19 protein-coding genes are annotated in these 23,086 nt (G+C 51.7%); all 19 read left to right on the top strand.

All coding sequences use genetic code 11. The annotated features are described in order from the left end of the window. Positions 1–5: 5 nt before the first annotated feature. The 19 genes from DXD24_RS05170 to DXD24_RS05085 all read left to right on the top strand — a co-directional run bounded on the left by DXD24_RS05170 (position 6) and on the right by DXD24_RS05085 (position 22,973). On the top strand, positions 6–1,046 hold the full coding sequence (locus DXD24_RS05170; RefSeq protein WP_117563896.1) for a glycosyltransferase: 1,041 nt from the start codon (positions 6–8) through the stop codon (positions 1,044–1,046). 74 nt (positions 1,047–1,120) lie between these two features. Then, entirely contained in the window at positions 1,121–2,239 is a 1,119-nt protein-coding gene (locus tag DXD24_RS05165) for a glycosyltransferase family 2 protein (RefSeq protein WP_158548912.1), read from the top strand. A 12-nt stretch (positions 2,240–2,251) separates the two neighbouring features. Then, positions 2,252–3,319: a glycosyltransferase family 2 protein gene (locus DXD24_RS05160; RefSeq protein WP_117646341.1), complete on the top strand. Its 1,068-nt coding sequence runs from the start codon at positions 2,252–2,254 to the stop codon at positions 3,317–3,319. Beyond that, entirely contained in the window at positions 3,320–5,806 is a 2,487-nt protein-coding gene (locus DXD24_RS05155) for a glycosyltransferase family 2 protein (protein WP_117563893.1), read from the top strand. A gap of 211 nt (positions 5,807–6,017) precedes the next feature. Next, complete coding sequence (locus tag DXD24_RS05150) at positions 6,018–7,121, top strand: ATP-binding protein (RefSeq protein ID WP_233502337.1); 1,104 nt, start codon at positions 6,018–6,020, stop codon at positions 7,119–7,121. A 40-nt stretch (positions 7,122–7,161) separates the two neighbouring features. Then, positions 7,162–8,241: an acyltransferase family protein gene (locus DXD24_RS05145; protein ID WP_117563892.1), complete on the top strand. Its 1,080-nt coding sequence runs from the start codon at positions 7,162–7,164 to the stop codon at positions 8,239–8,241. A gap of 165 nt (positions 8,242–8,406) precedes the next feature. Then, complete coding sequence (locus DXD24_RS05140) at positions 8,407–8,598, top strand: hypothetical protein (protein ID WP_117563891.1); 192 nt, start codon at positions 8,407–8,409, stop codon at positions 8,596–8,598. Positions 8,599–8,700: 102 nt separating this feature from the next. Beyond that, complete coding sequence (locus tag DXD24_RS05135) at positions 8,701–9,087, top strand: glycosyltransferase family 2 protein (RefSeq protein ID WP_117646340.1); 387 nt, start codon at positions 8,701–8,703, stop codon at positions 9,085–9,087. An 83-nt stretch (positions 9,088–9,170) separates the two neighbouring features. Next, the gene (locus DXD24_RS10020; RefSeq protein WP_147324135.1) at positions 9,171–9,392 is read left to right on the top strand and encodes a hypothetical protein; all 222 of its coding nucleotides are present in this window, start codon (positions 9,171–9,173) and stop codon (positions 9,390–9,392) included. A gap of 174 nt (positions 9,393–9,566) precedes the next feature. After that, positions 9,567–12,347 (top strand): N-acetylmuramoyl-L-alanine amidase, encoded by a 2,781-nt coding sequence (locus tag DXD24_RS05130; RefSeq protein ID WP_117646339.1) that lies wholly within the window; start codon positions 9,567–9,569, stop codon positions 12,345–12,347. A gap of 35 nt (positions 12,348–12,382) precedes the next feature. Beyond that, positions 12,383–13,585 (top strand): lipopolysaccharide biosynthesis protein, encoded by a 1,203-nt coding sequence (locus DXD24_RS05125; protein WP_147326351.1) that lies wholly within the window; start codon positions 12,383–12,385, stop codon positions 13,583–13,585. A 248-nt stretch (positions 13,586–13,833) separates the two neighbouring features. Further along, complete coding sequence (locus tag DXD24_RS05120) at positions 13,834–14,889, top strand: polysaccharide biosynthesis protein (RefSeq protein ID WP_117563887.1); 1,056 nt, start codon at positions 13,834–13,836, stop codon at positions 14,887–14,889. Position 14,890: 1 nt separating this feature from the next. Beyond that, positions 14,891–16,108 (top strand): NAD-dependent epimerase/dehydratase family protein, encoded by a 1,218-nt coding sequence (locus tag DXD24_RS05115; RefSeq protein WP_117563886.1) that lies wholly within the window; start codon positions 14,891–14,893, stop codon positions 16,106–16,108. 59 nt (positions 16,109–16,167) lie between these two features. Next, positions 16,168–17,232: a glycosyltransferase gene (locus tag DXD24_RS05110; protein WP_117563885.1), complete on the top strand. Its 1,065-nt coding sequence runs from the start codon at positions 16,168–16,170 to the stop codon at positions 17,230–17,232. A gap of 21 nt (positions 17,233–17,253) precedes the next feature. Continuing rightward, entirely contained in the window at positions 17,254–18,429 is a 1,176-nt protein-coding gene (wecB, locus tag DXD24_RS05105) for a non-hydrolyzing UDP-N-acetylglucosamine 2-epimerase (RefSeq protein WP_117646338.1), read from the top strand. Further along, positions 18,411–19,670: a glycosyltransferase family 4 protein gene (locus tag DXD24_RS05100; RefSeq protein ID WP_147324133.1), complete on the top strand. Its 1,260-nt coding sequence runs from the start codon at positions 18,411–18,413 to the stop codon at positions 19,668–19,670. The genes wecB and DXD24_RS05100 overlap by 19 nt, the downstream gene beginning before the upstream one ends. Positions 19,671–19,696: 26 nt before the next feature. After that, a complete protein-coding gene (locus DXD24_RS05095) occupies positions 19,697–20,407 on the top strand; it encodes a glycosyltransferase family 2 protein (RefSeq protein WP_233502336.1) in 711 nt (236 codons plus the stop codon). Next, positions 20,407–20,763: a DUF2304 domain-containing protein gene (locus DXD24_RS10335; RefSeq protein ID WP_117563882.1), complete on the top strand. Its 357-nt coding sequence runs from the start codon at positions 20,407–20,409 to the stop codon at positions 20,761–20,763. Before DXD24_RS05095 ends, DXD24_RS10335 begins: the two co-directional genes overlap by 1 nt. A gap of 26 nt (positions 20,764–20,789) precedes the next feature. Further along, positions 20,790–22,973, top strand: coding sequence for a hypothetical protein (locus tag DXD24_RS05085; protein ID WP_117646337.1), 2,184 nt, complete (start codon positions 20,790–20,792; stop codon positions 22,971–22,973). Positions 22,974–23,086 lie beyond the last annotated feature (113 nt).

Raw genomic sequence — 23,086 nt, 5'->3', positions numbered from 1 at the left:
TCGACATGGGAGAGACTTTGACCCCCAAAGCGACCATTGTCGTCCCCGTTTACAACTCTGCGCGCTCCATTCAGCGATGCCTCGATTCGCTGTTGGCTCAGTCCGAACGCTCGATTCAGGTTGTCTGCGTCAACGACGGTTCGACTGATGATTCGTTGAACGTGTTGCGCCAGGTCGCGCAGGCCGACGATCGCGTACTGGTGATTGACCAGGAAAATGCGGGTGTCTCGTGTGCTCGAAATGCCGGTATCGATGCCGCCGAGGGCGAGACCGTCTTTTTTGTGGACGCCGACGATTATATCGATGCCCAGACGGTCGAGCGCGTACTGCATGCCATGGAGTCTGCAGATGCCGAGGCCGCCGTTTTTGGCGGCGTCTGTGAACCAGCCGATGCTGCCCCCAAACGCGTCCATCAACTCATGAGCCCCAAAGCCGGTACCTTCGACGCCCGTGATCCCCAACTTCTGTTCCATTCGAATGCGCAGCCCTATGCCTGCCGCGTGGCTTTTTCGCGCGAGCTGCTCAATCGCGAAGGCATTCGCTTCGCCCCCGGTTTGGCTTTGGGCGAGGACGTCGTCTTCCAATTTGCGGCTTATGCGCTTGCCCGCAAGACCGTCGTCATGCCGGACAAGTTCTACCACTACGTGATGGAGAGCGAATCGGCGACGCACGAGTTCAACAGTGCCGAGGCTCGCGCCAAAAAGCTTGACGCCCACATGAGAATGCTCGAGGAGGTCTTGGAGGGCTGGGCGGCCTACGGTCTTTTGGACCTGTGCCCCGGCGAGCTGATCACCTGGTTCCTGGACCTCATTGTGTTCGACCTGGCGCGCTTGGATGCCGATGACTTCCATCGCGTGGCGGCTCGCGTCAACATGGACCTCACGACGTTTTTGGGAACGGAGTGGGCGGATATGCCTGCTAAGGGCGCCGTTCGCCGTGTTGCCCACAAGCTCGTTGCGGCGACCTCGGGCGTTTCGATGGCAGATGCCGCGCTGTTCTATCTTTCGACTCGCGGTCTCAAAGCCTGCCTGGAGCGTTTTATCTAATTCCAAGCGCTGCCGCCCGCCGCAACTCGGCTGCTAAAATAACCCTGTTACACGCTATTCAACAGGAGGTTCTCTTGCAGAACTCTGATACCCCTAAAGTTTCGCTTCTTGTTCCCATCTGCAATGTTGAGCGCTACCTGCGTGAGTGCCTCGATTCCGCCGTGGCGCAGACGCTCGAGGACATCGAGATCATCTGCATCAACGACGGCTCCACCGATAGCTCGCCAGATATCATCCGCGAGTACATGGAGCGCGACCCCCGTGTAAAGATGATCGACAAGGCCAACAGCGGCTACGGCGACTCGATGAACCGCGGCCTGGAGATGGCGCGCGGCGAGTACGTGGGCATCCTTGAGTCCGACGACTTTATGTTTGAGGATTCACTCCAAAAGCTGGTCGCCAAGGCCGATGCCGAGCATGCCGATGTGGTAAAGGGCGACTTTTACCTGTATTGGTCCACGCCCAGCGAGCGGCGTGAGCTGTTTGGGATCATCGACGAGCATATGACGGGCGCCGCGTATCGCCCCGTCGATCGCCCGGGCATCTTCTACCGCAAACCTTCCATTTGGTCGGCTATCTACCGGCGCGAGTTCCTCAACGACAATCAGATTCGGTTTCTTCCCACGCCAGGTGCTTCGTATCAGGATGCGGGTTTTAACTTTAAGGTCTGGGCATGCGCCGAGCGTGCTGCGTTTATCGCGGACCCCATTTTGTGCTATCGCCAAGATAACGAGAAGAGCTCCGTTAATTCTCCTAACAAGGTGTTTTGCGTGTGCGACGAATATACCGAGATGCAGCGCTTTTTGGATGAACGCCCCGAGCTTAAGGCTCAGCTTCAGGGTATTTTAATGCGCATGAAGGTCGATACGTACCGTTGGAATGATGAGCGCCTGGTCGATGAATTGCGCGAGCAGTTTTGGGAGAAGGCATCTCCCGAGCTCAAGGCCGATTGGGATGCCGGTCGCTTTGACCTGTCTCTCTTCGACCCGCGTGGCGAGACCGACTTGCGACTGATGGTCAAGTCGCCCCGCGCCTATATCGATTCGCGCTTTGATTTTAAGAAGCCGGGCAAGCTCAATACGTTTAAACACTACTTTAAGATCGGCGGCCTGCCGCTGGTCTGGCGCGTGCTGACGTATCAGCGCGCCTACGGCGACAACCCGCACCCCGATGACGTTCCGGTCGCACAGTAGGAGCACTTGACTATGGCTACCCCCAAGATTTCCGTTGTCGTTCCTATCTATAACGTGGAGGAGTGCCTGGCCTGGTGCCTGGACTCCCTGCTTGCGCAGGACATGCCCGATTGGGAAGGCGTGCTGGTCAACGATGGCTCGCCGGACGGTTCGCGCGATATTGCGGCTGCCTATTGCGAAAAGGACGCGCGCTTTACGCTGGTCGATAAGCCCAACGGCGGCCTGTCGAGCGCCCGCAATGCGGGTATCGCTGCGTCCACGGCGCCTATTGTTGCTTTTTTGGATTCCGACGACCGCTTTACGCCCGATGCATGCCGCGTGATCGTCGATGCCTTTGAACGCGAGGATTGCGACGTGTTGACCTTTGGCGCGAATCCGTATCCGCTGGAGGCGGGGTATCCGTGGCTTAACTATGTGCTGAGCCCGCGCGATGTGTCGTTTGAAGGCTATAGCTCTGACCTGCTGTTTAAGGAAGCGTCTCGCCCCTTTGCATGGCGCACCGCCTGCAAGCGTGAGTTTTTGCTGGGCAACGGGATCGTGTTTGACGAAACCGTTAAGTATGGCGAGGACCAGGTCTTCGATTTTGCCGTGTACGGTCGTTCGCGTAAGACCGCGCTTATCTCGAACAAGCTGTATGACTACCGCGTGGCGCGCAAGGGCTCGCTTATGGACACCATGCGCTATGACGACGAGACGCGACTGCTGGAGCACGTGAAGATTTACTCCGCGGTGCTGGCTGACTGGCAACGCGACGGTCTCGATGTCCAGTATGCCGATGACCTGGCGTACTTCCTATGCGATCTGGTGCTGTACGATGCGCTCAGGTTGCTGGGTTCGGACTGCGGCAAGGTGTTTGCCGCCGTTGCCGCGGCGCTTGCCGGTTCTGCCGTGGGCAGCGATGCTGCGCTCGCACAATGCGCTCCTTCTGTTGCCGCTATGGTGCGTGCGGCGCTTACCAGCAAGGCCCCCAATGCCCGTGAGTGCAAAAAGCTCATGTTCGATTACGACGTCTTGAGGTTTGGACGCCTGGGTGCCTGCAAACGTATGGCAGCGAACGCCCTGGGAAAGCGAGAAGTGTAGATGAGTATCAAGCGTTTGGCACTTTGCCGCAGTCAGGGCCGTCTGTTTGTGCTGCTTCGTTTTGCCGGTCAGGATGTCGCCGCGCTTATTGAACGGGAGGGTTCTCAAGCGTTTGCCCATGCGACGACGAGCGGTTCTTGTGTGCCGTCGCTGGTGCTCCCGGTCGATCATGGCCGTGTGCTGGCGCTTTGCCCTTCCGTTTCCGATTACGAGCGCGAGCTCGCCGTCTTGGTGCTTCCCTTTTTGGACGGCTCTACGATTGACGTCGCATTTGCGTCCGATGGCCAAAAGCTTGGCTCCATTCGCCCCGATAGCCGCGTGGCCAAGCTGGAATCCAAGGTTAACTACAAAGCAAAGCCTGCGCTGTGCGCGCTTATCCGCGATGCGCAGCGTGGCGAATGCTGCGGTCGCTACGAGATCGATGCCATTCGCTATTTGCCGGCAGACGCCGGCGCGGTGTGGCGCTATGAGGTTACCTGGGCGGGAGACCCCCAGTGCACCCCTGAGTTCCAGATCTTCGATACACATATGAACGCCATCGATGTTACCGTGCATGTTTTTGAATCGCAGGTTGACGTGCCGCAGCAGAACGGATGCCGCGTCAATAAAACGTATCTGAGCGTAGAGATGCCTCAGGATATACGGGATTTTGTCGCGATTGCGGCTGATCCCACGGGCCTAATCCAGAGCGGGTTTTGCGCTATGGATGGTCGCCTGTACAACGGCATGGTCGACGATAGCTGGAACCGCATGAAGGATGCGCGTGCAGACGACGCAGCTTATCGGCGTTGGTTTGAGCAACATCGCGCAAAGCCGGCCGATTTGGTGTGCCAGCGTGTCGCTTCGGCGGCCTTTGCCTATAGGCCGCTTGTGAGCATTGTGGTGCCGTGCTACAAGACTGATCGGGTCTACCTGCGCGAGCTGCTGGACTCGGTGCTAGCCCAGAGCTATGACAACTGGGAATTGCTCCTTATGGACGCCTCGCCCGAATGGGACGCGGTGGCCGCCCTTGCGGCAGGCGCTCACGACGAGCGCGTTCGTCGCATCGAGCTTCCCGGCAACGGCGGCATTGTGCTCAACACCAACGCTGGTATTGAGCAAGCGACGGGCGACTACATCGCGTTCTTGGACCACGATGACATCCTGGAACCGGACGCGTTATTCCACTATGTTGCCGCGCTGAACAAGGTTGCCGAGGGCGAGCGTCCCCAGGTCCTGTTCTGCGACGAGGACATGTTCCAGAAAACGGGGGAGTGGGGCCAGCCGGTCTTTAAGACGCGGCTCAACGTCGACCTGCTCTATAGCCATAACTGCGTGACGCATTTTCTGATGGTGGAGAAGGCACTTATCGATCGCATTGGCATGTCTCCGGAAGATGTTGCGGGTGCCCAGGACTACGACCTGACGCTCCGCTGCCTTGCGGCGGGCGCACGGTTTGAACATGTTGCGCACGTGCTGTATCACTGGCGCGTGCTTCCGGGATCGACCGCCGATGGTTCTGCCGATAGCAAGCCGTATGCCATCGAGGCCGGGCGCCTTGCGCTGCAGCGCCACTTTGATTCGTTGGGCGTTCACGGGACGGTCGAGGAGACCGAGACGCCGTTTGTCTACCGCATGCGCTATGCGCTGCCGGAGCCTGCGCCGCTGGTGAGCATTGTGATTCCCACCAAGGATCACATTGAGACGCTCGACGCCTGTGTAATGTCGATCGCCCAGAGAGTCACGTATGCCAATTACGAGATTGTCTTGGTGGAGAACAACAGCGAAGCCCCGGAGACGTTTGCGTATTACGAAACCCTGCCAGAGCGCGTGGCTGCAGCATCTGAAGGCAAGGGCATCGCGCGCGTTGTGTACTGGCCGGGCGAGTTCAATTACTCTCAGATCATTAATTTTGGCGTGGAGCATGCCAAGGGCGATTACCTTCTGCTGCTGAACAACGACACCGAGGTCATAAGCCCCTACTTTATCGAAGAGATGATGGGCTATATGCAGCGTCCCGATGCGGGCGTGGTGGGCGCCAAGCTCTACTTTGCCGATCATCTGGTGCAGCACGCGGGCATTGTGGTTGGCGTGCGTGGCGCACTTGCCCATGCCAACCAGGACTTCTCGGCAAAGCGCGAGGGCTATCTTGCCCGCGCTGTGCGCCCGGGCAACTTTAGCGCCGTAACGGGTGCCTGCCAGATGGTGCGACGCGACGTATTTGAGCGCGTCGGCGGCTACAACGAGGAATTCGCCGTTGGCTTTAACGACGCAGACTATTGCCTGCGCGTATGGGAGGCGGGCTACCGCACCATCTATACGCCCTATGCCGAGCTGTATCACTACGAGTTCACCTCGCGTGGCAGGGAAGAGGCCAACGAGGAAAAGCTGCGCCGTTGGAAACGCGAGCAAGCCCTGTTCATGCAGCGCTGGCCAGAGTTCTTCTTGACGGGCGATCCGTGGCTCGGACCGAACCTATCCTCCGAGAGCGAGTACTTCTCGGTCTAAAGCAATGGTTTTTAGGAAGTACTAAACTTTCTTTCGCTATGAGCTTGGAAGAAAGCAACGTTGGACTACCTACTAAGACAAATTACGAAAGCTCGATACTTCCGCGATAAGTTTATACAGACTTATGCAACACGATATAATCCGATATAGTCTACGATAAACTTATAAAGCTAAGATTGACCGATAATCGATTGTCTTGAGAGGCAAACAAGTGAGCGCCACAGCATTCCATAACCCGTTTCGTCCCACTGCCGGCGCTGAGCCTCCGCGCATAATTGGTCGTGATGATATTGCCCTTGAGTTTACTGAGAGTTTGAATGCGGGAATTGGTGCACCTGCGAGGCTCATGCGCATTGCTGGACCGAGGGGCTCCGGAAAAACTGTTTTGCTCTGCGATCTTAGGGATCGTGCTCGAGAGCTTGGATGGAAGACCGCTATTGTCTCTGCTGGCCCTAATCTATTGCTGGACTTGAGGGATCAGGTTGCTGATTCTTCCCTTGCGACTAATGCTTCGGTCGGCGTAAACGCCGGCTTTGTTTCCGCGAAAGTCGACGTTGCGCCCAAAGAGTCGAGCCTTAGAAAGTTGCTGAGTTCGGCAGCGAAGTCATCCAAGGGCCTTTTTATTGCCATCGATGAAGTTCAGGACGCCCCGATTGACGATATGCGTGCCATTGCGTCTACGGTTCAGCTTTTGATAGGGGAAAAAGTAGATATCGCACTTGCCTTTGCCGGCTTACCCGCCGGCGTTATGGATCTTATTAACGGCAAGGCGCTTACGTTCTTGCGACGTGCCCTCCCCGAAGATCTGGCGCCTATCAACCGGGTGGAGGTAGCTCTCTCTATGGGCGATAGTTTTGTCGCGACTGGTTTGACCATAGAGGACAATCTTCTGTCGAGAGCCGCTAAGGCCACTAAGGGCTATGCCTATCTGGTGCAACTGGTCGGTTATTCCATTTGGCAGCGCGCTAACTTGCATCGTGCCAAAAGTGCCATTGTGAGCGAGCGCGACGTCACCGAAGGCATTGCGCTGGCAGAGGCTCGTTTTCACGATGTTGTTCACGAGCCCGCGATTTCTGGACTGGGGCCTAACGATATCAAATACCTTTTGGCGATGTGCGAGGATAAACAACAGTCTAAATCAGCCGAGATTGCTAAGCGCATGGGTAAAAAGACCAATGAGATCAGCTCTATTAGGGCTAAATTGCTACAAAGAGAGGTTATTCAGGCGCCACAGAGAGGCTACGTGCAGTTTGCCTTGCCGGACCTAGATATTTATCTGCGAGAGAATGCCGAGGAGATTCTCGAACGCTTCTAGGTCGAGGCTTAATTAGGTTTTGATTTTACTTGGGGGCATTATGGCAAAAATACGAGATTCCCGTATCGAATTACTTCGCATTGTCCTTATGTGGACGGTAATGGCTCATCATTTTGTTGTTCACAACGCTGATTCTGTTTCCGTATTTCCTAGCTCGTTTACTAGGTTTTTCTACAATATCTTTTTCTATCCAATTGGAAGAACTGCGGTCGGCTGCTTTGTTGCCATAACAATCTGGTTTGTTGCGGGGAAAGCTGGATACTCCATTAAACAAGCTGTTAAACAGATAGCTTCAATCGAAGGCACGGTTCTCTTTTATAGTATTGCGCTGGGATTTTTCTTCATGCTTCACGGCGATATTCAAGTAAGTCCAACCAATTTGATAGATATTTTTGCACCAATTCTTACTGGTTCTAGTTGGTGGTTTGTAACCGTCTATGCTTGGCTTGTATTTTTACTGCCCTTTTTAATTCCGGCTTTGCATGCGTTGGACCAGAAACTACATCTTTATCTATCAATCTTTCTGGTCTTCGCCTTTGGATTCCTGCGTTATGTGCCGCTCTTTTGGATTCCCATCGACGGGCTACTAGTGGATTTTATTATTATTTGCGTTCTTGTTTGCTATATTCGCTGGTATGTAGATTTGTCAACAGTGAATATAAGGCACTTGGTTGCTTGCTGCATTGCTTCTTTTGTTGGAGTTGCAATCTCGTTTTATGGTCAATTCCATGTTGATGGTTTGCTGGGCTCGACCTTTGCGAATTTGTATAACGGCTTTTTTGGTTCACCGGCGTCCATTTTTTCATTAGTTATAGCCATCTCTGTCTTGTTGATCGATTTAAAAATGCCGCATTTTTCCTCCCGTTTCGTTAACACTGTCGCGAAACTATGTTTTGCTACTTATCTTATTTCTGACTATGGGCCTATCCAAAGTTGGCTCTGGAGCTCGCAGTTTCCCTTTACGCGTGTCGGCGTTGGACTGGGAATGTTGCAGGTGCTTCTGGTTCCAACAGCTGTGTTCGCGATTTGCTTAATGTTGGAAGGTCTCAGGAAGCTCTTGATTGGTTTCATCATACGTTTTATCGGCCCTTTCGATTTGTTAAATCAAGCTTTGTCGTAGAACCAAGACTTTTGACATTTTCTTCCGCATACGTGATTTGACGACGATCCCTCTATACAGGTGATGGAACGATTGGGATTTCGAACCAGCGTTCTCTGGTTGTAGCGGATTGGTCGACAACCATCTAGGAAAGCGCGTCGTGGGCACGCAAAGCCTGTTATAGGCATGGTAACGCCCACGGTTGTTGCAACTAAGACGAATATCACCGAGGCTGCTGTTAAGAAGCCGATCGAGCCGAAGACTGACGTGGTAACCGTTGCGAAGTTTTCTGAGACCGTCGATGATGACTCGGTTGGCATGCCTCTGGTGCTGGTGTTGTTGGAGGCGCTTTTAATTACTGTAGAGGCTTCGGTTTAAATCAAGGAATCGAACCGGTTTCCACATCAATAGAATGCGCTGACCGCATATGACGTATCGATATGGGCATGGTATTGCGTTTTTTAATTTGCGGCCACAAAGATGCCTTTTGCAAAGCGAAAGGGCTATCTTGCCCGCGCCGTGCGTCCGGGTAACTTTAGCGCCGTGACGGGCACCTGCCAGATGGTCCGACGCAACGTATTTGAGCGGGTCGGCGGCTATAACGAGGAATTCGCGGTTGGTTTTAACGGCGCAGACTTTTGCTTGCGCGTATGGGAGGCGAGCTACCGCACCATCTTTGCGCCCTATGCCGAGCTGTATCACTACGAGTTCACCTCGCGCGGCAGGGAAGAGGCCAACGAAGAAAAGCTGCGCCGCTGGAAGCGCGAACAGGCCCTGTTCATCCAGCGCTGGGCGGAGTTCTTCCTCGATGGCGACTCCTGGCTCGGACCAAACCCATCCTCCGACAGTGAGTACTTCTCGCTTTAGAGAGGAGTGGTGCCAAGGTTCGGTATAAGGTGCTCAAGAGCTGTGGAGGCGTTGGGCTTTGCTACACTGCTGGTGTTTGATTCGTGGAGATCGCGTCTTGCTTTGCCAAAAGCAACTGGCGAGATTATTCTGACGATGAAGCCCCAGCCGCCTCTGATGCAAGCGAAACATTGGGGCATTTTGCTGTATTTCGCGGCCGTGAGCTTAGGCGAATTACGACGAATTGCCTGCTTCAGGAATTTTTCGTGTCACAGGTGCTTGCGTTGTTTGGGGCGCTGCTTATTGATTTAAAAGCTAAAGTTTAACGCTGCGTCAATGGAAGAACGAAATAAAGCCCGCTGAGTACGCCTGCTATCTTTTATAGGAGCAGTCTCCCATCTGCTTTTATAACAATTCTCTTTTATAACTGGACTTCCGATGCGGAAGAGATTGTAAGATAATGCAACATTAGTATCATTATTTGTGATGGGGGATACGATATGAAAAAGGCATTGCGTGCCTCAGCAGCGTTTTCTTTAGCTGCTCTCTTGACGATTTCGCCCTTGATGAGTCCTGTAGCCGCTGCTTATGCTGTGAATAGCGTACGATCAGTGAATATTACATCAGATGCGGCGTCCGCAGACGGTGGCGTAGCTTCACGTGACGAGGGCCCTGCCGACGGAGACATGACTGTCGAGCAGTCGTTGCCGGTGGATGTTGACGAGGCGGCTGATGAGGATTTCGGTGCAGATGCTTCTTTGGTTGAACCGCAAGCCGAATCGACTGATTCTTCCTTCCAATATATATATATTGGCTACCCGAACCTTATCAGTGGGGCTGACCAAGTCGTCGCGTTTGCAACTCCTAATGACAGCGATACCATCGCCTCCGCAACGCTAAACTATGTGAGCGCCAACGGAGTTCAGGGAGCTGTTAATGCTTCCGCGCAGGCTGTAAATTCTGCCGCATTTACATTTGGCTCGAAGCTAGATCTCAATACATACTTTCTTACTTCAATAACCTATGTTCTGCAGGGCGACGATGCTGAACATGAGATTGATCTCTCTGACAGGGATTATTCTTTTGCGGTTGTTGAGAGCTCTGCTAATTCCGAGGGCACTTCCGTTTACTATGCAGACGGCGAAGGCAATGCTGTTGAGGCTCAATCCATCAAACAGGCGTTGGAGTGTGCCGATTCACCGGACGGCATTTCTACTTATGCTGCGCGCTCGGCTCGAAAAAACGTACGGGTAATTGCCCTTGATGCTGGCCATGGCGGCACTGATCCCGGTGCGCAAGGAAATGGAAAGAGTGAAGCGGATCTAACTTGGAAGATTGTTGCTGCTTGCAAGAATAAGCTTGAGGCGTATGGTTTTAAAGTCGTTCTTGCGCGCGAGCAAAGCGGTGGCTACTCCGGAAATGATTACCTTTATCGTGTCCAACGATGCGTGAGTCAAGGTGCGCAGGCCTTTGTTAGCTTCCATATTAATTCCGGTTCGCCTGTTGCCCATGGCGCTGAGGTATATGCCCCCACTGCCAATGAATATGATTACACGCAAGTTTCCGTCGAGCTCGCGAATAAAGTTATGAACAACCTCGCTTCTATGGGGCTCAGCTATCGCGGTGTATTCCAGATGGAAGTCGGAGATGAGTTCGCGGTCATCCGTTGTGCCCGCGAACAAGGTATTCCCGGCATCCTAATCGAGCATGGCTTTATTTCTAATGCGGGGGACGTGTTGAATTATTTTAGCGATGAGGGCTGTAGGCGTCTTGGCGAAGCCGATGCCGATGCGATCATTGCGCAATTTCCTAAGTCAACTTGGCTCGACTATTCTTCCGTATTCGATGCTAATTACTATTTGTCGCATTATCCCGACGTTGCCAAAGCTACGGCTGGAAATAGCGATTTAGCTCTAGACCATTTTATTAACTATGGCATGAGCGAAGGTAGGCGCGGCTCTGCCACTTTTGATGTACAGAGTTATTTTAATGAGTATCCAGATTTAAGAGCTGCCTTTGGCTTTGATTTAGTTAAGTACTATGAGCATTACGTTACGGCAGGAAAAGCAGAAGGAAGGCATGGGACCGGATGCTCAAAGATCGAGGGATACGCTACGACTATCAATGGTGTTGATTATTCATCCGTCTATGATCCCTCATTTTATCTATCGAATAACAAAGATATTCGCAACGCTTTTTCTAAACGAAGCCCCGCTGGCGTTGTAATGATTGACGATGCTGCCGTGCTGCGCCATTTCGTCAGCTGCGGCATGGCTGAGGGCCGGCGCGGGAGCGAGTCCTTCGACGTGCTGAGCTATTACAACAGATACCCCGACCTGCGTCGCGCGTTCGGTGCCAACCTCACCGCTCTTTATGGCCATTACCTCAGCAGCGGTCGCGCTGAGGGGAGGATCGCGACTGGATGTGATTCCCTCGCGGGCGCTGTCGTTTCGCAGGGCGGTACCGATTATTCCCCCGTTTACGATTTCCACTTCTATACCTCCAACAACGGTGACGTCCTGAACGCCTTTACAGCCGTCAAGGGCGGTTTGAGGTTCGTTGACGATGCTGCCGTGCTGCGCCATTTCGTCAGCTGCGGCATGGCTGAGGGCCGGCGCGGGAGCGAGTCCTTCGACGTCTACGGCTATCGAAATCGTTATACGGACCTGAGGAAGGCTATCGGGCTGAACCTGAAGAGCTATTACATTCACTATTTAAATTGCGGCATTAAGGAGGGGCGTAATGGCGCAAGTATGACTGGATATGAAGGCCTTATTATGTCGCCCGCCTATTCAACCTATCTAGATGCTGCCAATCAGTTCACAAAGACTGTGGGTACTAAAGGATTCCCTTCAGCCGTGTATACGGATAGGGGAGCGTCGAACATTAGAGATTTCTGCAGAATTCTATATGAAGAGGCTCAGTTGGAAGGCGTCTCACCTGAGGTTTTATATGGACAGGTGATGAAAGAAACTGGGTATCTAAAGTTTGGCAATTTGGTTCAGCCTGATCAGTGTAATTTTGGAGGCCTTGGTGCCACGGGGGCTGGTAACCCAGGCTATAGCTTCGGATCTGTTCGTGAGGGACTGCGGGCGCAGGTCCAACATCTAAAGGCGTATGGTTCTACGAAGCCCTTGGTCAATCCGTGTATTGACGCTCGCTTTAAATATGTCAGTCGTGGTTGCGCTCCGAGAACCATTGATTTAAATGGTAAATGGGCTGTTCCTGGCGTTGGATATGGTGAAAGCATTGATGCAATCGCTAAAGAGGTAATTGGTTAGGCTATTTAATAAAATCTAAAACCGATTGGGTTAATTTGACTGATAATTTAAAGAAAAACATTACATGGAATACCGTTGGCTCTATTGCATACCTTGCTTGCCAGTGGTTAACGACAGTTGCTGTAGTTCGACTATCGTCGGATTTTACCTATGCTGGTGATTTATCTTTGGCAATGACAATCAGCAATCTATTTGTTCCGATCGGTTTATATAAGATTCGATCCTTTCAAGTATCCGATCTTTCATGTGAGTATTCTTCAGGGGAATACATTGGTTTTCGTTTAAGCACAATAGTGTTGGGATTTGTTTTCGTATTACCTTATGCATTCTTTACCTGTCAGCAGTCTTCCCTTCTCCCCGTGTACCTCTATTGCATATATAGGTCAATTGAAGTTATGGTTGATGTGTTCCATGGCATTGATCAAAAAGCGGGAAATATGTTTTATTGTGGCATGTCGATGCTACTGAGAGGTATTTTGTCTCTTCTGGTGTTTTGCGCCGGAATGTATATCTCACATTCTCTTGTATTGAGTATTGTTCTGATGATCGCGGTGTCTCTCCCCGTGATGATTGTTGATGCACGTTGGGCTTCTAATTTCGACACGATCGTTCCTTCTTTCAGGTTCAAGGCGATGTCTGAACTGTTTTATAAGTGTCTTCCCGCTACGGTTGGGGTTTTTTGTTGTGCTGCGGTTACATCCGTTTCGCGTCAAGAACTTGCTACCGTACTGGGTGCCTCAATGTTGGGTGTTTATTCCTCGGTGTGTTCTCCTGCGGCAATCGTTCAGGCGGGTGCTGCTAATGCCTATGCCCCTTTGCTCGGCGTTTTTGCGAGCGCTAGTGAGTCGGGGGATAATAAAACATTTAATGCTATGTTGATGAAGGTCGTTCTTGGTGCTCTAGTTTTGTCCATTGTTATTCTGTTAGCTTGTTTTATCTGCGGCGACTACTTGTTGGGACTAATTTTTGGTGACCAAATTCATCAGTACTCTTTTTTGCTATACGGTGCGGTTATTAGCTCGCTGCTTACGGCGTTTATCGGCTTCTTTTCCGACCTGACGATTGTTAAGAGAAAGATGGCTGGTAATCTTGTTGGTAATTTAGTTGCTTTAATCGTTGCCGTCCCCCTTTCTAGCTTATTGATTCGGCTATTTGGACCTAACGGAACGAGTGCCGCAATTTCGCTTGCTTATCTTGTCGGATGTGTCGCGATGCTTCCTTGCATTATTCGGAAATAGTGCATCAGAGATTTGTTAAATACTTAGATACAAAAGTGTTTGGCTGAGACTATATATCCACCCGTAATGACTTCTTCAACGCTAATTGGGGGAGTTATCAGTTTTAGCGCAGGTATAAAAGCTTTTTAATTCTAATTTATGTGCAGCAGTCGTCTTTTCGTTTAGGATAAGAAACGTATTAGTAGGTTAAGCATCGACTAAGGTTTTTAAGATTCATTCACCTTTAGTTTATTTAATTGGAGCTTGAAATGTGCGATAGCGTATTCAAGGACAAGACCCTGATGATCACGGGCGGCACCGGCTCGTTCGGCAACACCGTGCTCAAGCACTTCATGAACACCGACCTGGCCGAGATCCGCATCTTCTCGCGCGACGAGAAGAAGCAGGACGACATGCGCCACCGCCTGCAGGAGAAGTCCCCGGAGCTCGCCTCCAAGGTGCGCTTCTTCATCGGCGACGTCCGCAACGCCCAGAGCGTGCGCGACGCCATGCACGGCGTGGACTACATCTTCCACGCCGCCGCCCTCAAGCAGGTGCCCTCCTGCGAGTTCTTCCCCATGGAGGCCGTGCGCACCAACGTCATCGGCACGGACAACGTGCTCCACGCCGCCATCGACGAGGGCGTGGACCGCGTCGTGTGCCTGTCCACCGACAAGGCGGCATACCCCATCAACGCCATGGGCAAGTCCAAGGCCATGATGGAGTCCATCATCTACGCCAACGCCCGCAACGGCGCCGGCCGCACCACCATCTGCTGCACCCGCTACGGCAACGTCATGTGCTCGCGCGGCTCGGTCATCCCGCTGTTCATCGACCGCATCCGCAAGGGCGAGCCGCTCACGGTCACCGACCCCAACATGACCCGCTTCCTCATGAACCTGGACGAGGCGGTCGACCTGGTGCAGTTCGCCTTCGAGCACGCCAACCCCGGCGACCTGTTCATCCAGAAGGCGCCGGCGTCGACCATCGGCGACCTCGCCGAGGCCGTCCAGGAGGTCTTCGGGCGCACGGGCACCCAGGTGATCGGCACCCGCCACGGCGAGAAGCTCTTCGAGACCCTCATGACCCGCGAGGAGCGCCTGCGCGCCGAGGACATGGGCGGCTACTACCGCGTGGCATGCGACTCGCGCGACCTGAACTACGACAAGTTCGTCGTGGACGGCGAGGTGGAGACCCAGGCCGACGAGTCCTACACCTCCCACAACACCGAGAGGCTCGACGTGGAGGGCACCATCGCCAAGATCAAGACCGCCGAGTACGTGCAGCTTGCCCTGGAGGGCCGCGAGCACGAGGCGGTGCAGTAGGGTGCGCGTCCTCGTCACCGGCGCGAGGGGCTTCGTGGGGAGGAACCTCTGCTGCGCGCTGAAGAACATAAGGGACGGCAAGGACCGCCGCGCGAAATACCAGGCCCTGTTGCCCCTCGAGGTCATGGAGTGCGACATCGACTCCACCGCCGACGAGCTTGACGACTTCTGTTCCCGCGCCGACTTCGTCTTCAACCTGGCCGGCGTCAACCGCCCCGAGGACCAGTCCGAGTTCATGGAGGGCAACTTCGGCTTCGCCTCCACGCTGCTCGATACCCTGGAGCGCCACGGGAACACGTGCCCCGTCATGCTCTCCAGCTCCGCGCAGGCGAGCCTGTCGGGCCGCTTCGAGGGATCGGCCTACGGTGAGTCGAAGCTCGCTGGGGAGGGCCTGTTCCGGGAGTATGGTGAGCGCACCGGCGCCCCGGTGCTCATCTACCGCTTCCCCAACCTCTACGGCAAGTGGTGCCGCCCGCGCTACAACTCCGCCGTCGCGACCTTCTGCGACGCCATCGCCAACGGCCGCCCCTACACCGTGAACGACCCCAATGTCGAGCTCGAGCTCCTCTACATCGACGACCTGGTGGACGAGATGCTGGGCGCCCTGCTCGGAAACGAGCATCGCTGCGGCTACGAGGGGCTGGAGCGCGTCGAGGGCGACGGGTTCTGCTACGTCCCGGAAACCGACGTGAGGACCCTGGGCGAGATCGTCTACCTGCTGGGCAGCTTCCGCGACAGCCGCGAGACGCTTTCGGTGCCGGACCTTTCCGAGGGCTCCTTCTCCAAGAAACTCTGGAGCACGTTCCTTTCCTACTACGAGCCGGGCCGCTTCGCCTACGGCCTTAAGCCCAACATGGATGAACGAGGCTCGTTCACCGAGTTCCTGCGCACGCCGGAGCGCGGCCAGGTCTCGATCAACGTCTCGAAGCCCGGCATCACCAAGGGCAACCACTGGCACATGAGCAAGTGGGAGAGGTTCCTGGTGGTCTCCGGCACCGCCTCCATCAAGCTGAGGAAGGTGGGCGAGGATGCCGGCGGCAACCCGTTCCCCGTCGACGAGTACATCGTCTCGGGTTCGGACATGCGCGCCGTGGAGATGGTCCCCGGCTACACGCACTCCATCACCAACCTGTCCGGCACCGAGGACCTCGTGACGGTCATGTGGGCCAACGAGCCCTTCGACCCCGAGGACCCCGACACTTACTACGAGGAAGTCTAGAGGTTTTGACCAGATACGCTCATATTAATAGCGTTCCAAATGGATCCACTGGGCGCATTATGATGAAGGAGCATCTTGCTCTTATTGATCAGGGACACGAATCGCTTGCTTGCTGGGGCAGAAGAAGGCCTGCGAGCAGTGTCAGTGAATACTGTTTTGGGTCACCGGCTAATTTTATACTTGACGTTGGTCTTACTCTCCTTGACGGTAAGGCGGGCTTTCATTCGGTGAGGCAAACCGACGCGTTGATTCATCGTCTTGATGAGTTCGGTCCTGACGTGGTTCACTTGCACAACCTCCATGGTTACTATTTGAATATTGATAAACTGTTTAAATGGTTGATTAGATCTGATTGTCGTGTTGTATGGACTTTGCACGACTGCTGGGCTTTTACCGGCCATTGCCCTTATTTCACCTATTCTTGCTGCAATCAATGGAAAACTGGATGTGGCGCCAAGAGGTGCCCTCAACTTATGGGATATCCTCCAACTATTAATTCTGCATCATGTAAATGGAGCTACGAGGCCAAACGTTCGATTTTCACTTCGCTGCCTTCCAATCGAATGACTATCATTACCCCTTCTAAATGGCTGGCTGGACTGGTCGCTTGTAGCTATTTATCAAAGTATCCGATTGAGGTTGTACACAATACGATTGATCTCAACGTTTTTAAGCCACGATCCAATAGTGAGGTTTTTAGCGTTAAGGAGAAATACGGCCTTGATTCGAGGAAAATTATTTTAGGGGTTGCCTCTCCATGGTCCAAGCGTAAGGGTCTTTCAGACTTTTTTGCCCTTGCGGATAAGCTTGACAAGTCCGAGTATTCTATTGTTTTGGTTGGACTGAGTGCTAAGCAGATGAGGCAACTACCTCCGGGGGTGGTTGGTATTCCGCGAACCGACTCTCAGATAGAGTTGGCCTCACTATATAGTTCTGCCTCCGTTTTATTCAATCCAACATACGAAGATAATTATCCTACGGTCAATCTTGAGGCTGAGGCTTGTGGGGTTCCGGTCGTTTGTTACGATGTCGGTGGATGCTCCGAGACCTTGCATAGGGACGATTCAAAACTTGTTGAATGTGGTGACGTGTTGTCCGCCTCATTATTGTTGGCTAAATACTAGACTCGGCTTTTAGGGAAAACTATGACTTCCAATATTTCTTTTAATAACGACGGCCGCCTAAAGCTGTTGATCATCGTGGGCACCCGCCCCGAGGTCATCCGCCTGTCCGAGGTCATCAAGAAGTGCCGCCGCCACTTCGACTGCCTGCTGGCGCACACCGGGCAGAACTACGACTACACGCTCAACGGCATCTTCTTCCGCGACTTGTCGTTGGAAGACCCCGACGTCTACCTGGACGCCGTGGGCGCCGACTTGGGCGAGACCGTGGGCAACATCATCGCCGCGAGCTATAAGCTCATGGTTGAGGTGAAGCCCGACGCGCTGCTGATCCTGGGCGACACCAACAGCTGCCTGTCGGCAATCGCGGCCAAGAGGCTCCACATCCCCATCTTCCACATGGAGGCGGGCAACCGCTGCAAGGACGAGTGCCTGCCCGAGGAGACCAACCGCCGCATCGTCGACGTGATCTCCGACGTCAACCTGGCCTACTCCGAGCACGCCCGCCGCTACCTCAAGGACACCGGCTGCGCCCCCGAGCGCACCTACGTCACGGGCTCGCCCATGGCGGAGGTTCTGCGCGCAAATCTGGATAAGATCAAGACCTCCGACATCCTCACCGAGCTCGGCCTGGAGCCCAAGCACTACATGCTGCTGTCCGCCCACCGCGAGGAGAACATCGACACCGAGGCGAACTTCGCGAGCCTGTTCACCGCCATCAACGCGCTTGCGGAGAAATACGACATGCCGATCCTGTACTCCTGCCACCCGCGCTCCCGCAAGCGCCTGGAGGCCACCGGCTTCAAGCTGGACCCGCGCGTGCGCATGCACGAGCCCATGGGCTTCCACGACTACAACTGCCTGCAGATGAACGCCTTTGCGGTGGTGTCGGACTCCGGCACCCTGCCCGAGGAGTCCAGCTTCTTCGCGAGCGTCGGCCGCCCGTTCCCGGCGGTGTGCATCCGTACCTCCACCGAGCGCCCCGAGGCGCTGGACAAGGCGTGCTTCACGCTCGCCGGCATCTCCGAGAAGGGTCTTCTGCAGGCCGTCCACACTGCCGTCGAGCTCGATGCGGAGGGGTCGCTGCCCGAGGCGACCGTTCCCGACTACGCCGACGAGACCGTGTCCACCAAGGTTGTCAAGATCATCCAGAGCTACACCGGCATCGTGGACAAGATGGTGTGGAGGAAGAGCATTTAATGACTAGCTCATGCGCTGGTAAAAAAATACTTGTCGTAACGCAGCATTTTTATCCGGAGACTTTTCGAGTCAACGACATCGTCGAAGGCTTTATTGAAGACGGTGCAAGCGTTGATGTCCTTTGCGGTATTCCAAATTATCCTTCAGGTGAATGGGCTGAAGGATATGGTTATTGTGGCCATCGTTGCGATGATTACCATGGTGCGTCTGTCTTTCGGTCTGGTGAAATACGCCGAAAGGGTAATACTTCGGCCCGCATTTTCCTGAACTATATTAGCTGGCCGATTACTGCATCTTTCAAGGCGTTAAGGCTCAAAAACAATTACGACGTTGTATTTTGCTATAATACAAGTCCTATTTTGATGATAATTCCAGCAAGGTTTGCTGCATTGCGAAGTAAATGTCCTCTTGTCACCTATGTCTTGGATATTTGGCCTGAAAATTTGTACACCGTTTTAAATGTCCAAAATAGCTTTCTGAGAGCTTTTGCCAAATCGTTTTGCGACAAGCAGTATGCTGCCTGTAATAAGCTGATTGCCTTGAGTGACTCTTTGGCCGACAACTTATTTCATAGGATTAAACCTTTGAATCCGGATGTTTCGATAAGTGTAATACCTCAGCACTGTGAGGAGGTTTACGAACAAAAGAGTATTTCACAGGAGCTGAGATCGCAATTTGGAAGTCAGTGCGTTTTCCTTTTTGCCGGATCAATAACTCCCGCACAGGGTCTTGACACAGTTGTTGAGGCATTCTCGTATGCAATCAAAAATAGTTCTGTTGAGATGAAGCTGCTAATTCTTGGCGATGGCATGTCCAGAGCGGAATTGCAGAAGACCGTTGCAAATAAGGGACTAAGCGAGTCCATTTTGTTTATAGGGCGCGTAGATCCTGAAGTTGTGCCCACGTATTCAGATATTGCAACGGCAATGATTGCACCATTTGCTGACAATCCTGAGTTAGAGCTTACTATTCCGGCGAAAATTTCAAGTTGCATGGCGTCTTCGAAACCAATACTTGCTGTAATGCGCGGCGAAGGCGCCAATGCGGTTCGTTCTGCTAGGTGCGGATTCGTCTCCAATCCCTCAGATGCTAGCGCACTTGCTAGCAACATGGTGAAAATTGCTTCAATGAATAAAGACGCCATTGAAGCGTTGGGATCCAATGGCTTCAATTATTATCGTGAGCATTTCTCGAGATTGGTTTGTTTGGATAAAATTAAGCAAGTTCTATTTTCAATATAGGTCCGATGTGGATCGTTGGGGTTTTAATGGATGACATGTTGCGGGTGTTGGTAATCATTCCTGCCTATAATGAGCAAGCCAATATTGTTCAGACTGTTTCGTCGGTTGTTGAAGCTGGTTATGATTATGTTGTTGTAAATGATGGTTCAACCGATAAAACTCTATCTATCTGTCGTCAGCATGGATTTAATGTCCTCGACCTTCCGCAGAATTTAGGCATCGGTGGTGCCGTTCAGGCCGGTCATAAATATGCGCTCAGACATGGCTATGACATTGATGTCCAGGTTGATGGTGACGGTCAGCATGATCCTTCTTATATCGGGAATTTAATCGAGCCGATTATTGATGGTGCCGATTTAACCATCGGTTCCAGATTTGCCGTGCCCACGGAAGGCTTTCAGTCTACATTTTTAAGGAGAGTGGGTATCCGATGGCTTTCTGGTTGGTTGAGGTTATTTACCGGAAAGACGATTAAAGATCCTACTTCTGGATTTCGCGCGTGCGGAAAAAAGGCTATAGACCTGTTCTGTAGGGACTACCCAGACGATTACCCTGAGCCTGAATCTATTGCCGCAGCATTAAAAACTGGTCTTTCAGTGGTTGAGGTTCCCGTACTTATGCGCGAGAGACAGGGCGGAGTGTCATCAATTTCTGGCTTTTCTTCAATTTATTACATGATTAAAGTTTCGCTTGCAATTTCCATGGCCTGTTTTGTTTATAGAAAGGCGGCTCACTAATGAGTATGATAATTCGTGTGGGCGCTGGCGTAATTTTTAGTGGCCTTTTCTTTTATGTCGTCTCCTTAGTCGGCAAAGGAAAGCTACTTTTAAAGTACTCGTTACTATGGCTCTGCCTGTGCGTGGTGGCGCTATTAAGCGTTTGCTTTCCGGAGTTGATTTATCGAATCTCAGGCTGTATCGGGTTTATTAGTCCTTCGAATTTTGCGTTTCTCGTCGCCGTGGTACTTTTATTGATGATTTCTCTATCTCTCAGTATTGCGATCAGCAGACTCGTTACGGCTTGCAAGAACTTAACTCAACGTATTGCGATACTTGAAAATGAGAATGATGTTTTGCGGAATCAGCAGAGTTAATTAAAGACGGAGTTTAGATTAACTGTATGAACAACTATTTAGCAGCGGAAGCTCGAAACCATCGCGTTTGCGGCGGCTTGTATCGCCTTTACCATGTCGGTATTTTTGTCCTGCCGTTATCTTTTGCACTGATATATCTGTCTTTGTTTGTTAATTACATTGATGCTTTCTATGGCACGGTTGGCTTTACAATTGCCAACCCGATGCTTAATGACGATAGGGCAGTTCTATTTGTTGCTGGATTGACTATTATATTTGTCATTTCTGTAATCAAATTGGTTGAGTATAAAAGCGAGTTTTTGTATAAATATCGATGGTTAATCGGTATGACTGTAGCGTTGCTTGCCGTTGCTTTTAAAATCAGCGGTTCATCGCTTGGCATGTGGAGCATTATGCTCCCTGAAAACGCTGATACTCCGTTTTGGGGTATACCGAGGTCCCTTCGAAGTGATGAGTTCTCAGTTGGAACCCTGTTTCAATTATCTCAATCCCATAATGGCTATGCTCCAATTTCGGAAATCCTGAGAGGAGATTTAACGGATGTCCGGATGGTTTATGGCGCTGCCTGCTGGAGCGTAATCACGTTATTTAGACCAGTGCTTTGGGGTTATTTGCTATTTGGTTTTGAATTCGGCCTAGCGTTTGCCTGGTCCGCGAAACTATGTCTAATGGTTCTTGTCTCTTTTGATTGTGCCTTTCTCATTATTAAGTCAAAGCCGCTCAGCTTTCTCTTTTCATGCTTGCTTTGTTTTTCGCCATTAATTCAATGGTGGGGCACGGGCGAGGTGATTCTTTATGGCCAAGCCCTTGTCTTGTTGTTGGATAGGGCGCTCTTTACTCAAAAAAGAAATATCAGGATTATTGCGCTAGCTGCTGTAGCATGGCTATGTGGTTGTTACATAATGCTCATGTACCCTGCTTGGATGGTCCCATTTTTCTTCATTTTTGCCTTGATGGGTGTATTTAGAACAACAGAGTATTGTCAAACTTTAAAATCTAACAATCAACATTCAGTTCTTGCATGGTCACTAATTGATACTTTTGTTTTAGTATCCTGCCTGTTGATTTCAGCGGGACTAATATTCCTTTCCTTCTTCCAGTCCTCCGAAGCAATGACATCTGTTATGAATACCGTTTATCCTGGTGCGCGCTTTGAAACAGGTGGAAGCGGACTTCCTGAACTTTTTTCTTATGCAATTTCACTCTTTTACGCCTTTGATTCACCACTGGTTTCAAATGAATGCGAAATTGCAACCATTCTTTGCTTCTTCCCTCTTGGAACGCTTGCATCTCTGCTCTGTTTTATTAAAAGGCGGGATTGGCAGCTATTTTTGCTTACGGCACTTCAATTGTTTTTCCTGGCCTTTGCATTTATTGGTTTTCCGTCATTTCTATCTCGAATGACCTTAATGTATAACGTCCCCGTTCTGCGACTGTTGTTTCCTATTGGTTACCTGGAACTTCTCCTATTTTTGATTTCTGTCGAAAAGGCTAAAGAATCCCAAGGGAATAATAGCTCCATTGGTTATTTGTCAATTATCTTAATAATCGGTCTTATTCTGAGTTCAGCATTCCAGATTTTCATCCTTCTTTCTGCGAAATATCTTGTTGCAAGGATGCTGTATTTGTTGATGTTTATATTGTTCTGTCTTTTTTCGTGCCTTTCGTTTCGCTCCTATATTCTTGGTAAAAAATGTACCGGTTTATTTGTTGCTTTCGCGATTTGCTTCGGCGTAATTCCAGGGCTCTGTATCAATCCAGTTCAAATCGGTGCGGCTCCAATTACAGATACGAATTTAGAGGCTCTCGTTAATCAGTTTGTCGAAGAGAGTGATTATTCAGATAAATGGGTTGTCGATGGTTCTTGGACAGTTGCCAATCTTTGCGCTGCATATGGAGCGCCTGTAATTAACTCTACCAATGCTTATCCTGATCTGGCGCGTTGGAATTCTATCGATGAAAATAACGAGAACGAGTGCGCATACAACAGGTATGCTCATGTCATTGCTAATGTATTCGCCCCGTCTACGTCATTTAATTCCACTCAGGATGATCTCTTCACAGTGAATTTGACTGAAGATGATTTGAGGCAGCTTTATGTGAAGTACGTTATGTCTAGTAGGGATTTGACGGAGTTTTCATCTGATAAATTACAAATTAGGCAATTAGGTTCAGCAAACGGGTTTGTTCTATATGAATTGACCTATTAGGAAGAAGGGGCTGCTGGTTAAACCGGCAGCCCCTTCTTCTTTTTTACGTGTTTATGATATAAGCATCGGTACCGTCAAGATTCTTTCGCAAATTGATCGAGGCGGCCTCGGCC

This window comes from Collinsella sp. TF12-2AT, from assembly GCF_003436735.1.
GTDB lineage: Bacteria > Actinomycetota > Coriobacteriia > Coriobacteriales > Coriobacteriaceae > Collinsella.
Note: the sequence above shows the minus strand (reverse complement) of the source record. Positions and strands in the feature narration are given on the sequence as shown.

Bases quoted from the DNA above. Each gene is read 5' to 3' on its own strand.
- DXD24_RS05145 (WP_117563892.1), top strand. From the start codon at position 7,162: ATGGCAAAAATACGAGATTCCCGTATCGAATTACTTCGCATTGTCCTT.
- DXD24_RS05095 (WP_233502336.1), top strand. From the start codon at position 19,697: ATGGATGACATGTTGCGGGTGTTGGTAATCATTCCTGCCTATAATGAG.
- DXD24_RS10335 (WP_117563882.1), top strand. From the start codon at position 20,407: ATGAGTATGATAATTCGTGTGGGCGCTGGCGTAATTTTTAGTGGCCTT.
- DXD24_RS05160 (WP_117646341.1), top strand. From the start codon at position 2,252: ATGGCTACCCCCAAGATTTCCGTTGTCGTTCCTATCTATAACGTGGAG.
- DXD24_RS05110 (WP_117563885.1), top strand. From the start codon at position 16,168: ATGATGAAGGAGCATCTTGCTCTTATTGATCAGGGACACGAATCGCTT.
- DXD24_RS05170 (WP_117563896.1), top strand. From the start codon at position 6: ATGGGAGAGACTTTGACCCCCAAAGCGACCATTGTCGTCCCCGTTTAC.
- DXD24_RS05135 (WP_117646340.1), top strand. From the start codon at position 8,701: ATGCCTTTTGCAAAGCGAAAGGGCTATCTTGCCCGCGCCGTGCGTCCG.
- DXD24_RS05140 (WP_117563891.1), top strand. From the start codon at position 8,407: ATGGTAACGCCCACGGTTGTTGCAACTAAGACGAATATCACCGAGGCT.
- DXD24_RS05155 (WP_117563893.1), top strand. From the start codon at position 3,320: ATGAGTATCAAGCGTTTGGCACTTTGCCGCAGTCAGGGCCGTCTGTTT.
- DXD24_RS05130 (WP_117646339.1), top strand. From the start codon at position 9,567: ATGAAAAAGGCATTGCGTGCCTCAGCAGCGTTTTCTTTAGCTGCTCTC.
- wecB (WP_117646338.1), top strand. From the start codon at position 17,254: ATGACTTCCAATATTTCTTTTAATAACGACGGCCGCCTAAAGCTGTTG.
- DXD24_RS05085 (WP_117646337.1), top strand. From the start codon at position 20,790: ATGAACAACTATTTAGCAGCGGAAGCTCGAAACCATCGCGTTTGCGGC.
- DXD24_RS05120 (WP_117563887.1), top strand. From the start codon at position 13,834: ATGTGCGATAGCGTATTCAAGGACAAGACCCTGATGATCACGGGCGGC.